Here is a 12,009-nt window from a genome sequence, read left to right as displayed (position 1 = left end):
TGAGAGCTTTGATCTCCCGCTGGTCCTGGGCGCGGAGCTTCTCGAGCTCCTTCTGCTCTTTCAAGGTGAGCACTGGCTTTTCATTGGCATCCTGGGCGGCCTGCCGCCAACGGCTCACCTGCTCAGGGAACAGCCCGCGCTCGCGGCAGTAGGCGCTGAGCTCGGTGGCGTTCAGCCCTGCCGTCTCCAGTACCACCGTGAACTTGTCGGCAGCGCTCCAGCCTTCTGGTTCCTTCTCGGATGCCGGCACCACTTCCCCCTGCAACCGCCAGGTCTTCCTCCATTTGTAGAGGGTGATCATGTGGATGCCCAGCTCCTCGGAAATCCTGGCCACGCTCTGCCTGTGCGGCGGGCTCATCCGCCTTCTCACATCAGCCTTGACGGCCTCGCTGTAGCGACGCATCGGTCATCTCCTCAAGCCCCCGGGTGTACGGATGAAAGGGGTGACATCTTTCCTGAACCCGGGGGCTGCACGGCTTTCTGCACCACCGTCGGGTCAAGGTGATGGCGACCTTCCTGGTCAGTCCTGGGATCTCGCCACCGGCGTGCTTGTGGGAACACCCACTGCCTTGCCCATTCCCGATCGGCTCTCGGATCCTTCCTGGCCAGAGCTCCGGGCAGCACCACCCGACCCCAGCCCGCCTCCACGGCGGCCCGGTGCAACTGGCGCAGCTCCTCCAGCTGGCACTGCAGCGGAGAAACCATGTTCTGTGGCAGCAGTGTGACCCGATCCTTGCCCCCCTTGCCGTCTCGAACCAGCAGTTCACGACGCCCGAAGTCCAGATCTTTCACCCTCAGCCGCAATGCTTCCATGAGCCGGAGCCCACTGCCATAGAGCAAACCCACCACCAAGGTTGGAGTCCCCTCCCGCTGCTCCCTCTCTGCCCTGACCACGCCCTCCAGTTCCACGTCATGCTGCAGCACTCGCGGTAGAGGAAGAGCAGCGACGCCAGGGCCTGGTTCTGGGTGGAACCGCTCACCTTCATCTCCACGGCCAGGTGGGTGAGAAACGCCTGCACTTCCGTTGAGCCCATCGAGCGCGGATGGCGCAGACCGTGGAAGAGCAGGAACCGCCTAAGCCACAGGACAGAGCTCCTCCTGGTCGCACTGCACGAGACCAGGAGGCTGCGATTCGGTGGCCATGGGATTCCGGGAAGGGGATGCTTTGAGGGTTTCCGCTTCGGACCACATTGAGCATGCTGAGTTCGGCAGCAGAACCTGAACGACTCTCCCCTTCACACCAGTCCCACAGGCCCGTCAATCCCTGCTCCGGCTGTCTCCCCGTCATCGCTGAACTCCCCCTCTCCCGCCAGCTCCGCCGCAAATCCGCCAGCCAGCGGATCGGCGCTGATCCCCTCCACCTCCCGCAGGTAGCGGGCCAGCACATCACCCTGGCCGTGGGTCACGTACACCTGCTGGGCCTGGCTCTGGCGCACGGTGGCGAGCAGGCCGTCCCAGTCCGCATGGTCGCTGAGCACGAAGCCCCGCTCGTAACCGTGCCGCCGCCGGGCGCCGCGCACCGCCATCCAGCCGCTCACGAAGCCGGTCTGGGGCGACTTGAACCGCTTCATCCACACCGAGCGGTGGGCCGAGGGCGGCGCCAGCACCAGCCGGCCCGCCAGCGGCTCGCTGCGGGGCAGCTCGCTCACGGGCCGCGTCGGCAGCATGGCGATCCCCTGCTGCCGGTAGGGGGCCATCAGGGTCTGCACGGCGCCGTGCAGCAGCACCTCGTCGGCCAGGCCCAACTGGCGCAGCTCCGCCAGCAGCCGCTGGGCCTTGCCGAAGGCGTAGCAGAACAGGATCGAGGTCCGCTCCGGCGCCGCCTTCCACCAGGCGGCGATCTCGGCCGCCACCTCCTGGCCCGGCCGCCAGCGGTACACCGGCAAGCCGAAGGTGGCTTCGGTGATCAGCACGTCGGCGGGCACGCTCTGGAATGGTTCGCAGCTGGGGTCGGGGTCGCGTTTGTAGTCGCCGCTGATCAGCCAGGTTTCGTCGCCGGCGCTGATGCGCACCTGGGCTGAACCCAGCACATGGCCGGCGCTGTGGAACGACACGGTGGCCTCGCCGATCTGAAGCTCCTGGCCGTAGGGCACGTCCTGCAGCGCAATCCCCTGGCCCAGGCGCTGGCGCAGCACCCCTTCGCTGCTGGCCACCGCCCAGTATTCGCCGCTGCCGGGGCGGGCATGGTCGGCGTGGGCGTGGGTGATCAGGGCGCGGGGCACCGGTCGCCAGGGGTCGATCCAGGCGCCGGCGGCCGGGCAGTAGAGCCCTTTGGGTGTGAGTTGAATCAGACCGCCTGGCGGGAGCAATGGCGGACCCGGATCAGGCGCTCATCGCCAGCATCCGCTGGATCGGGGCAAGGGCCCGCACGCGAATCTCCTCGTCGAGCTCGATCGCCGGCTCCAGGGTGGCAAGGCAACGCCACAGCTTCTCGAGCGTGTTCAGCCGCATGTACGGACAGGCGTTGCAGCTGCAGCCGTCCTGCCCGGGCACCTCATGGAAGGTTTTCTGGGGCAGCTTCCGGCGCATCTGGTGAAGGATGCCTGGCTCGGTGAGCACGATGAACGCGCTGGCCTCGCTGGTGTCGGCGCGCTGCAGCAGCTTGCTGGTGGAGCCGATGAAGTCGGCCAGATCCAGCAGGTTGGGCAGGCATTCCGGGTGGGCGATCACCTCGGCGCCGGGATGCTCCAGCTTCAGGGCCATCACGGCCTGCTCGCTGAAGGTTTCGTGCACGATGCAGCTGCCGGGCCAGAGGGTGAGCTCGCGGCCGCTCTGCTGGGCCACCCAGCGGCCCAGGTTCTGATCGGGAGCAAACAGGATCGGCCGGTCCGCCGGAAGCTGCTGCACCAGGCTCACGGCGTTGCTGCTGGTGCAGATCAGGTCGCTCTGGGCCTTCACGGCCGCCGAGCAGTTGATGTAGCTCACCACGATGTGGTCGGGGTGCTGGGCGCGGAAGGCAGCGAAGCCGTCTTCGGGGCAGGCATCGGCCAGGGAGCAGCCCGCCTCCAGGTCCGGCAGCAGCACGGTTTTGCCTGGGTTGAGGATCTTGGCGGTTTCGGCCATGAAATGGACGCCGCAGAACACGATCACCTCGGCGTCGGTGGCGGCGGCCTGGCGGGAGAGGTCGAGCGAATCGCCGATGAAATCGGCAATGTCCTGAATTTCAGCGTTCTGGTAGTAGTGCGCCAGGATCACGGCGTTGCGCTCCCGGCGCAGGGCGTCGATGGCCTGCGGCAGGGCGTGCCGGGGCGGAGCTGACAGGGTTCGGGTAGCCGCGAAAACCAACCGGATGCTCAGTTGAGGCAGGATGCCACCAGCCTAGGGATTCGACACGGCCCAGATGCGCATTGCCATTGCCGGGGATCTGCACGGGCAGTGGGATCGGGCCGATGTGGCTCTGCTGGGCATCCTGGCTCCCGATGCGGTGCTGGTGGTGGGGGACCTGAGCGATGGCCAGGAGCGGATCGCCGCCAGCCTGGCCGGCGTCGAGCAGCCCCTGGCCTGCATCCTCGGTAACCACGACACCGGCAAGGACGACAGTGGCCGCAAGCTGCAGCGGCAGATCGACCTGCTCGGCGAACGCCACTGCGGCTGGCGGCGCTGTGAGCTCGATCCCCCGGGCCTCGCGGTGGTGGGGGCCCGTCCGGCCAGTGCCGGTGGCGGCTATCGCCTCTCGATGGGGGTGAAGGCGCTGTGGGGTCCGGTCACCTCGGAGGACTCAGCCGGACGGATCTCCGCCGCCGCGCTCGGGGCGGATCCAGCGATGCCCCTGGTGGTGCTGGCCCATTCCGGCCCCAGCGGGCTGGGCAGCGAAGCCAAAGACCCCTGCGGCCGTGACTGGAAATCACCGGCCCGCGACTGGGGCGACATGGACCTGGCCCAGGCGATCGATCGCATCCAGCGGCAGCGGCCCCTGCCGCTGGTGGTGTTCGGCCACATGCATCACCAGCTCCGGCGGGGCCGAGGTGAGCGACGCAGCTTCCTGCTCGATCGCCGCGGCACCGCCTATCTCAATGCCGCCTGCGTGCCCCGCCACGGCATGGATGCCCAGGGCCGGCACCTGCGCCACTTCTCCTGGGCGGAGCTGGATGGTCATCGCCTGGTGCATGCCAGCCACCGCTGGTACAGCCCCCAGGGCCAGCTCCTTTATGAGCAGACCCTTGTGGAGCAGGCCCTGGCCGTGCCGTGCTGATCTATGCCTGCGTCAGTGGCCATGGCTACGGCCATGGCTCGCGGGTGGCCTCGGTGCTGCTGGCGCTGGCGGCCGTTCAGCCGCAGTGGCGGCTGGTGATCTCCAGCTCCCTGCCGGCCGCCTTCCTGACCGGCGCCTTCGGACCGGTGCCGTTTGAACACCGCCCCTGCGGCTGGGATGTGGGCACGGTGCAGGCCAACGCCCTCGGCGTGGAGGCCGCCGCCACCCTCGCCGCCCTGGCGGCCCTGGAGCGGCGCTTGCCGGCCCAGATCGCCGCCGAGGCCGCCTGGCTTGCTGCCCAGGAGGGCCCGGCGATCCTGCTGGGGGATGTGCCGCCGGCCGCCGCCCAACTGGCCGCTGCCGCCGGCCTGCCGTTGATCTGGATGGGCAACTTCGGCTGGGATGACATCTATGAACCGATGGGCGGCGAATTCCTGGCCTGGGCGGAGCTCTATCGGGCCCTCTACCGCCGGGGCCAGCGGCTGATCCGCTGCCCCTTTTCGCTGGCGATGGACTGGGGCTTGCCTGAAACGCAAGTGGGCCTCACCGCCGCGGCGCCCAGGCTGGATGCCGAGCAGCTGCGACGCCAGCTCGATCTGCCGCTGGATCGGCGGCGCAGCGTGCTGGTGAGCTTCGGCGGCATGGGCTTCCCCCTCAGCCCGGACCTGTTCGGCCGCTGGCCGGACTGGTGCTTCATCAGTTCCGATTCCACCAGTGCCGCTGCCCCCAACGTGCGACGGCTGCCCCCGGGGGTCCGCCCCCTGGAGGTGATGCCCCTGTGCGGACGACTGATCAGCAAGGCCGGCTACAGCACTTTCTGCGAGGCTCTCAGCCATGGGATGGGCATTCACTTGGTGGAGCGGCAGGGCTTTGCTGAGGCGGCGGTGATGGAGGGGGAGCTGCAACGCCACGGTCCCCACCGGCTGCTGAGCCAGGCCCAGCTGCTGGCCGGCGACTGGGAGCTTGACCGGCCCCTGCTTCCGGCCCGTGGGGACGCCCTGGCCACGGGTGGGGCCGAGCAGGCGGCCGCGGCGATCACATCCTTCGCCTCCTGCAACGCCTGACCCTGGGGTGGCAGGGCTGCAGCGCAAGACTTCTGGTGCGATCCACGACGGATTTATGGGTTCAATCAGTAGTTCTGATCATCAGCAAAGATGGCGAGCAGAGCATCAGAAATCCCTGTGGGGGTCGATGATGTGAACCCCTTGTGCCAGTTCTGATAACGAGTGGACGGTTGTGCGACTGTCACTAATCACAAGGCAGGCCTGAAGATCGTTTGACAAGTTATCGGGCGACGAAGCCCGCCGCGATGTATCCATTCATCCCCACGACGGCCCCCGGATCGTTGTTTCCTCCCTTGATTGTTCGCTGAGCTTCCATTCGTTCCGAATCAGCGCTCATCCAGGTTCAACCAGCTTTTTCAGTTCATCTTCCCTGGATGTCTGTCGCATTCACGACACCATTCCCTGGATTTCTTCGTCATGGTCCGCGGGTTGATCCTCGTGATCAGGTCCAAGTCAATCCCCATCACCATCCAACCGACCCGGCCCAGTCACCCCCTGGTCGGCCCACCCTCCCGTCCCTTTCCCCCCGATCCCGGTTTGCCCAAACGTCTCTCGCCCTCCCTGCGCCTGTTGATTCCGGCCCTGCTGTTCGGCTTGATCGCACCGGCTAAGGCCAGCGGCTGGGATGCCATCCGGCTCCCCAGTGTCAACGCGCCCCTTGAGGCCAATTCCGTGGCGGTGGTGGCACAGGAAGAAGCCGTGGACCAACCCAGTTCCTTCGCGATCACCGCCGAGCGCCGGGCGCTGCTCAACACGATCCGCTTCGCCGAAGGCACCTGGGCCAATGGCCTCGACCAGGGCTACTGGATCCTGTTCGGAGGTTCCTTGATGGCCTCCCTGGATCGCCATCCCAACCGGGTGATGCGCACCTCGGGCTACGTCAGCGCCGCAGCGGGCGCTTACCAGTTCATGCCCCCCACCTGGGCGATCGCCAGCCGCAAGCTTGGCCTCAACGGCTTCGGCCCCGACGTGCAGGACCAGGCAGCCCTCTTTCTGGTCCGCCACCGGGGCGCCCTGCACCTGGCCGATCGGGGCGAGATGACCCCTGAGCTGGCCGCCCGCCTGGCGCCGGAGTGGGCTTCCTTTCCCACCCTGTCCGGTCAGAGTTTCTACCGGCAGCCGGTCAAGCGCTTCGCCGAGCTCAAGCGCTTCTACGACGCCAACCTGGCCTTTCTGAGGGCCACGCTCGACAACCGCCGCGCCGACATCGCCAGGGCGCCGAAGTCCCAGTCCGAATCCTGCAAGCCCGGCTCCCTGGTCTGTGCCCTGCAGGAAGCCAGCTCCACCACGCCCTGATCCCCATGCGACGCCGAGATGGTTTCGCTCAGGCCTGATCGCCACCTGCCAGCGGTGGTTTCCCCACGGTTCTCTGGGCGATCAGATAGGCCAGCACAGCGCTTCCAAGGAAGCCCAGGCCGTTGCGCAGCACCGGCAGCAGATCGGCGGTGCGGGTGACCACCGGCCCGAGGCCGAACACCAGGAACAGCATCCCCCAGAGCGGCGAGAGCAGCAGCACCCAGCTCCAGGCCACCCGGTCGCCCTCCTTGCGGGGATAGCCGGCGAAGCCGACGATCAGCCCGCCCAGCACCGAGGTGCAGAAGGTGAGCAGCCACTGCTCCTGGGGCAGTCCCGGCACCACCTGGCAGCCACCCCGCTCCAGGCAGGTCTCCACGGCCCCCAGGGCATCCACGATCGCGCCGTCTTCGCCATGGTCGCGCACGTAGTACTGGTTGCCGAAGCGGGTCTGGAGTTCCACCCAGAAGGTGCGGGGCATAAGGGCGAACAGGGCGTCGCCCACGTTGAAGTTGAGCAGGTTGCCGCCGCGGGGATCGGCCACCAGCACGAGGCTGCGCTCATCGAGCCCCCAGAAGTCCTTCACCGCCAAGCCGGGGGTGCGCTCGTACTGGGTGAGCACCCGCAGTTTCCAGCCACTGCTGGTTTCGAACGCGGTGAGCTCCCGTTCCAGGCTGGCCCGCTGGCCATCGCTGAGTGCCCGGGCCAGGTCGATCACCGGGGTGAAGTGATCCGGCAGAAGCGCCGGGTTGTCGGCGGCCTGGACCTGCCCTGCCAGCGGAGTCAGCAGCAGCAGCACGGCGGCGAGCAGGCCTAGCACGGTGCCGAGGGCCCCGGCGGGGGGGATGGCACCGGCGGAGGGGAGGGGTGATCCGGCGGCTTGACCCATGCGGCTGCTTCAGTGACCCTGCATTCTCTTCGACCCGGGCGCCTGCCGTGTCCATTCCCGCCTGGCTGCACCAGCGCCTCACGGCGGCGGGCGGCAGCGTGCCGTTCTCCCTGTTCATGGCATGGGCCCTGCACGACCCCGACCACGGCGCCTATGGAGCGGGCCGGCTTCGTCTGGGCCGCCACGGCGACTTCGCCACCGCCCCGTCGCTCGGTGAAGACTTCGCCGCCCTGCTGGCTCCCCAGCTCGCCGAATGGCTGCAGGAACTGGCGCCGGATGATCCGGCGGTGCACTTGAGCCTGGTGGAAACCGGCCCCGGCGAGGGGGATCTGGCGGCCCAGCTGGCCGAGGCCCTGGCGGCCGGCTGGCCGCCGCTGGCGGCGCGCACCGAGCTGGTGCTGGTGGAGCCCAACGGGGGCATGGCGGCGCGGCAGCGGCTGCGGCTGCGGCTGCGCGGCTGCCCGCTGCCGGTGCGCTGGAGCGGCTTCGAGGAGCTGGCGGCACGGCCCGTGCTGGGGGTGGTGCTGGCCCATGAGGTGCTCGATGCCCTGGCAGTGGAGAGGATCGTGCGCGGCGGCGATGGCTGGCGGCAACAGCGGGTGGTGCTCCACCAGGGGGCGTTGCGGTTGGAGCAGGGCGAGCCCCTGGAGCCGGCGGCGGCGGCGTCGCTGCAGCCCCTTGGCCTTTGGCCGCCAGGGCAGCAGCGGCCCGATGGTTGGTGCACGGAGCTGCACCCGGGCCTGGCCCCCTGGCTGGAGGCCTGCGGCCGGGGCGTCTGGCGGGGCCGCCTCCTGGTGATCGACTACGCGCTGGAGGCCTGGCGCTACTACGGGCCCCAGCGCGCCAACGGCACCCTGATGGCCTACCGGGGCCAGCGGGCCAGCGCCGATCCCCTGGTCGAGCCGGGGGCCTGGGACCTCACCGCCCACCTCTGCATCGACAGCCTGCTGGCTGCCGCCGCCGCCAGCGGCTGGGCGACCCTGGGCCAGTGCCGCCAGGGGGAAGCCCTGCTGGCCCTGGGGCTGGCCGAGCGGCTGCATGGGCTGCAGCACCAGGAAGACGCCGAGCTGGGCGATCTGTTGAGCCGCCGCGAAGCGCTGCTGCGGCTGGTGGATCCAACGGCCCTGGGCGATTTCCGCTGGCTGGCCTTCAGCCGGGGCGAGGTGGCGCAGGAGAGCCAGGTCACCCATGGGAGCCCAGCCTCCCTGCCCCTGTTCCTGCGTGAGCCCAGTCCACCGAAGGCGGCAGCTGCGGAGGCGGGGCGTGCTGCAACGGAGACAGCCCCAACGCCCCCTGCCCCCTAGGACGGACACTGACCGTCTGCTCAGGCACCCGGAATCCATGGCGCCGGAACGTTTTTTCCTGAATCTCGAGCCGCACGCCGGCACAGATCCAAGCTGGCCCCATGTGGTGGTGGTTGGCGGCGGCTTCGCCGGGGTGCGGGTTTGCCAGGCCCTGGCCAACCGGCCGGTGCGGGTCACCCTGATCGACAAGCGCAACTTCAACCTGTTTCAGCCGCTGCTGTATCAGGTGGCCTCCGGGTTGGTGTCAGCGGCCGATGTGGCCTCGCCCCTGCGCCAGATGGTGGGCCAGGCCCCGAACGTGCAGGTGCTGCTCGGCGAAGTCACCGACGTCGACCTGGAGCGGCGCTCGCTGCTGTTCAACGGCCACCATTACGGCTACGACCAGCTGGTGCTGGCCTGCGGTTCAGGCAGCGCCTACTTCGGCCATGAGGAGTGGCGGCCCCTGGCACCGCCGATGAAGATCCTCGAGCACGCCCAGGAGATCCGGCGGCGGCTGTTGATGGCCCTGGAGGAGGCGGAGCAGACCACCGACCCGCAGCGGCGCCGCTTTCTGCAGACCGCGGTGGTGGTGGGGGCCGGCCCCGCCGGTTGCGAGCTGGCCGGTTCGTTGATCGAGCTGATGCATTCGGCCGTCCAGCGCGACTTCAAGCAGCTGGAGGTGGAGGGCTGCCGGGTGGTGCTGGTGGATGCGGTGGATCGGGTGCTGCCGACGATGCACCCCCAGCTTTCGGCGGCGGCGGCCGCCTATCTGGAACGCAATGGGGTGGAGCTGCGGCTGAACGCGATGGTGGAGTCGATCGAGCCCGGCAAGGTGCAGCTGAAGGGGGAAGCCGATCCCCCCTTCCTCGAGGCCGCCACCGTCTGCTGGACCGCTGGAGTGCGCGCCTCGCGGCTGGGCAAGTTGCTGGGGGAGCGCAGCGGTTGTGGCGTCGACCGGTCCGGGCGGGTGCTGGTGGAGCAGGATTTCTCGGTGCCGGGTCACCCGGAGGTGCGGGTGGTGGGCGATCTCTGCGCCTACAGCCACACGGCCGATGGGGCGCCGCTGCCGGGAATGGCCGGCCCGGCCGTGCAGATGGGGGCTTGGGTGGCGCGGGACATCCTCAACGGCCTCGAAGGAGAGGCCAGTCCCCCCTTCCGCTGGCTCGACCTGGGCAGCATGGCGGTGATCGGGCCCCTCTACGCTGTCGCCGATCTGCGCGGCCTGAGGGTGACCGGCCTGCTGGGCTGGCTGCTCTGGGGCCTGGCCCATCTCGCCTTCATCCCCGCCACGGAGAACCGAATCACCCTGCTGACCCGCTGGCTGTGGCAGATCGCCACCCGCCAGCGCTCCGCCTTGCTGATCACCGGCCGCCCAGATCAGCACATCGGCGTCGATGTGGGCCTGGCCCGGGCACCCCAGAGCGCGGCGATCCCGGCCCGATCAACCGGGCCGGCGCAGCAGGGCCCGGCCCTGGCGGTCGATGATCCGCGTCGGTAGGCCTTCACGTGCCACCGGTTGCATCGTTCGCAGGTTGATGGTGGTGTCGGTGGTGCGCCCGGTGCTCCAAGCGAGGTCGAGCACGGTGAGGGTCTGGAAGGGGGCGGCACCCCCCCTGCAGCAACGGCCGGGGGCCACTGCCGGTGGCGCCGAGGTTGAAAAGATCGAGCTGGCCCAGCCGGGCCGGGTAGTAGGCGTGCTGGTGACCGCTGATGTAGGCCGCCACGTCATGCCGTTCCATCAGCTGGCGCAGTGCTTCGGCCCCGGCGAGCACGGCACCAGCGCCGAGGAGGCGTCCCAGACCAGCAGGAACAGGCCGTCCTGCAGAATGGAATAGAAGAACGGAAAGCCGCTGGCGTCCACGAAGGAGAGGCCAGCGGCTGCTCTGACGGCGGCGCCAGAAGCGGGCCGCCTCCTGCCGCTCGCACTCGAACAGGTAGCTGCCGCCGGCACGGCTGGCCAAGGCGTCATGGTTGCCCACGGTGGGCGCGAAGGGAAGCCCGGCCCGCCGCAGCGGGGAGAGGATGCGGCGCTCGAAGGCCGCCCACATCGCGGTGAGCTGGGTGGTGGTGAGGCTGGTCTTCTGACCGGCCACCATGTCCCCGGCGCAGAGCACCAGATCGGGCCGCAGCGACGGGATGAGGGCGATGGCACGGTCCACTTCGGCGGTGTAGCTGGTGGAGCCGTAGCCGGCGTTGAGGTCGGAGATCAGCGCCAGACGCAGATCGGCCCGCGGCGGCACCTCAGGCCCGCCGCCACCGATCCCGCCACGACGGATCTGGCCCCGACGGTTCCGTATGCGCCGGCACCGATGGCGCCCGATCCCAACGCGCCGGCGGCGAGGCCCAGGAAGCGGCGGCGGGAGAGCGGAGGCACCATGGGCTGAAGCTACCAATGGCGGCAGGGATGGGAGACGGGCCGGGTGTTTCTAGGCTGACGGTGTCCCTGAAGGCTGAAGAGCAACCCATGGATCTCTCCATGCATGCCGTTGCGGTTCCACCCCTGAGGCGCACCCTGAGCAACCTGGCTGGGGTGTTGCGCAAGGGCCAGTCCCATGCCGAGGCCCGGGGCATCGAGCCCCAGGTGCTGCTGCAGAGCCGCCTCTTTCCGGACATGTTCCCGCTGGTGCGGCAGGTGCAGATCGCCTCCGACATCGCCCGGCGGGGCGTGGCCCGGCTGGCGGGAGGCGAGGCCCCAGCGATGGAGGACAACGAAACCAGCTTCGGCGAACTGATCGATCGGCTGGAGCGCACGATCACCTATCTCGACAGCGTTTCGGCTGAACTGCTGGAAGGATCGCAGAACCGGCAGGTGACGGTGCCGATCGGACGGGGCGAGACAATCACGATGGAGGGCTTGCCCTTCCTGACCACGTTCGTACTGCCCAACGTTTACTTCCATTGCACCACCGCCTACGACCTGCTGCGCCACAACGGCGTGGTGCTGGGCAAGCGGGATTTTCTCGGCGAACCCTGAGGCCCGCTCCCCTGGTACACGCTCCTGTTTCGCCTGTTTTCCCTTCCTCCCGATGCACGACGATCTCAAGCCCCAGGATGACTTTCACTACGAACCCATCGAGCGCTTCGGCTCCAGCATGACCGGCGATCTGCCCTGGAACATTGCGGCCCTGGCGGGGGTGGAGCGGCTCAACGGGCGGGTGGCCATGCTGGGCTTCCTGGCGGCGATCGTCGGGGAGCTGCTCACCGGCGAAGGCATCGTCGGGCAGTTGCGGCTGGCCCTGCGCTCGGTTCTGGGCTGAGCGGCAGCGGGCCCTCAAGGCCTTGCCCGGC

At 68.9% G+C, this 12,009-nt stretch carries 13 protein-coding genes and 2 pseudogenes; 7 read left to right on the top strand and 8 right to left on the bottom strand.

All coding sequences use genetic code 11. The features are described 5' to 3' along the window. The 5 genes and pseudogenes from KBY66_RS02885 to nadA all read right to left on the bottom strand — a co-directional run. Positions 1–358: pseudogene (locus KBY66_RS02885) on the bottom strand (IS3 family transposase); the annotation flags it as partial. A gap of 56 nt (positions 359–414) precedes the next feature. Beyond that, on the bottom strand, positions 415–924 hold the full coding sequence (locus tag KBY66_RS02880; protein ID WP_255087628.1) for a tyrosine-type recombinase/integrase: 510 nt from the start codon (positions 922–924) through the stop codon (positions 415–417). Between the two features lie 38 nt (positions 925–962). Further along, positions 963–1,052: pseudogene (locus tag KBY66_RS02875) on the bottom strand (phage integrase N-terminal SAM-like domain-containing protein); the annotation flags it as partial. Between the two features lie 183 nt (positions 1,053–1,235). Continuing rightward, positions 1,236–2,291: a ligase-associated DNA damage response exonuclease gene (locus KBY66_RS02870; protein WP_255087652.1), complete on the bottom strand. Its 1,056-nt coding sequence runs from the start codon at positions 2,289–2,291 to the stop codon at positions 1,236–1,238. A gap of 31 nt (positions 2,292–2,322) precedes the next feature. After that, positions 2,323–3,285 carry a quinolinate synthase NadA gene (gene nadA / locus KBY66_RS02865; protein ID WP_255087627.1) on the bottom strand — a complete coding sequence of 321 codons (963 nt, stop codon included), beginning with the start codon at positions 3,283–3,285 and terminating at the stop codon, positions 2,323–2,325. A 55-nt stretch (positions 3,286–3,340) separates the two neighbouring features. Between nadA and KBY66_RS02860 the strand changes: the two genes are divergently transcribed. From KBY66_RS02860 to KBY66_RS02850, 3 genes are all read left to right on the top strand, one after another. Then, positions 3,341–4,192: a TIGR04168 family protein gene (locus KBY66_RS02860; protein ID WP_255087626.1), complete on the top strand. Its 852-nt coding sequence runs from the start codon at positions 3,341–3,343 to the stop codon at positions 4,190–4,192. Next, positions 4,186–5,256 carry a hypothetical protein gene (locus KBY66_RS02855; RefSeq protein WP_255087625.1) on the top strand — a complete coding sequence of 357 codons (1,071 nt, stop codon included), beginning with the start codon at positions 4,186–4,188 and terminating at the stop codon, positions 5,254–5,256. Before KBY66_RS02860 ends, KBY66_RS02855 begins: the two co-directional genes overlap by 7 nt. Before the next feature lie 537 nt (positions 5,257–5,793). Next, positions 5,794–6,552, top strand: a complete 759-nt coding sequence (locus KBY66_RS02850; RefSeq protein WP_255087624.1) for a glycoside hydrolase family 104 protein — start codon at positions 5,794–5,796, stop codon at positions 6,550–6,552. 28 nt (positions 6,553–6,580) lie between these two features. On the opposite strand, the gene KBY66_RS02845 is transcribed toward KBY66_RS02850, so the two are convergent. Then, a complete protein-coding gene (locus KBY66_RS02845) occupies positions 6,581–7,438 on the bottom strand; it encodes a TPM domain-containing protein (RefSeq protein ID WP_255087623.1) in 858 nt (285 codons plus the stop codon). A gap of 47 nt (positions 7,439–7,485) precedes the next feature. Here KBY66_RS02845 and KBY66_RS02840 point away from each other — a divergent pair, with 47 nt between their 5' ends. Together KBY66_RS02840 and KBY66_RS02835 are read left to right on the top strand one after the other, a co-directional pair. Then, positions 7,486–8,742, top strand: coding sequence for a class I SAM-dependent methyltransferase (locus tag KBY66_RS02840; protein WP_255087622.1), 1,257 nt, complete (start codon positions 7,486–7,488; stop codon positions 8,740–8,742). Positions 8,743–8,779: 37 nt separating this feature from the next. Beyond that, positions 8,780–10,219, top strand: coding sequence for an NAD(P)/FAD-dependent oxidoreductase (locus KBY66_RS02835; protein ID WP_255087621.1), 1,440 nt, complete (start codon positions 8,780–8,782; stop codon positions 10,217–10,219). Between the two features lie 4 nt (positions 10,220–10,223). Here the strand turns inward: KBY66_RS02835 and KBY66_RS02830 are convergent, their stop codons facing one another. Together KBY66_RS02830 and KBY66_RS02825 are read right to left on the bottom strand one after the other, a co-directional pair. Further along, the gene (locus tag KBY66_RS02830; RefSeq protein WP_255087620.1) at positions 10,224–10,961 is read right to left on the bottom strand and encodes a metallophosphoesterase family protein; all 738 of its coding nucleotides are present in this window, start codon (positions 10,959–10,961) and stop codon (positions 10,224–10,226) included. Then, positions 10,928–11,098, bottom strand: coding sequence for a hypothetical protein (locus KBY66_RS02825; protein WP_255087619.1), 171 nt, complete (start codon positions 11,096–11,098; stop codon positions 10,928–10,930). The genes KBY66_RS02830 and KBY66_RS02825 overlap by 34 nt, the downstream gene beginning before the upstream one ends. 87 nt (positions 11,099–11,185) lie before the next feature. Here KBY66_RS02825 and KBY66_RS02820 point away from each other — a divergent pair, with 87 nt between their 5' ends. Continuing rightward, positions 11,186–11,695 (top strand): DUF1993 family protein, encoded by a 510-nt coding sequence (locus tag KBY66_RS02820; RefSeq protein ID WP_255087618.1) that lies wholly within the window; start codon positions 11,186–11,188, stop codon positions 11,693–11,695. 52 nt (positions 11,696–11,747) lie between these two features. Beyond that, positions 11,748–11,978: a chlorophyll a/b-binding protein gene (locus KBY66_RS02815; RefSeq protein WP_255087617.1), complete on the top strand. Its 231-nt coding sequence runs from the start codon at positions 11,748–11,750 to the stop codon at positions 11,976–11,978. Positions 11,979–12,009: the final 31 nt, after the last annotated feature.

This window comes from Synechococcus sp. Tobar12-5m-g (genome assembly GCF_024345415.1).
Lineage (GTDB): Bacteria > Cyanobacteriota > Cyanobacteriia > PCC-6307 > Cyanobiaceae > Regnicoccus.
Note: the sequence above shows the minus strand (reverse complement) of the source record. Positions and strands in the feature narration are given on the sequence as shown.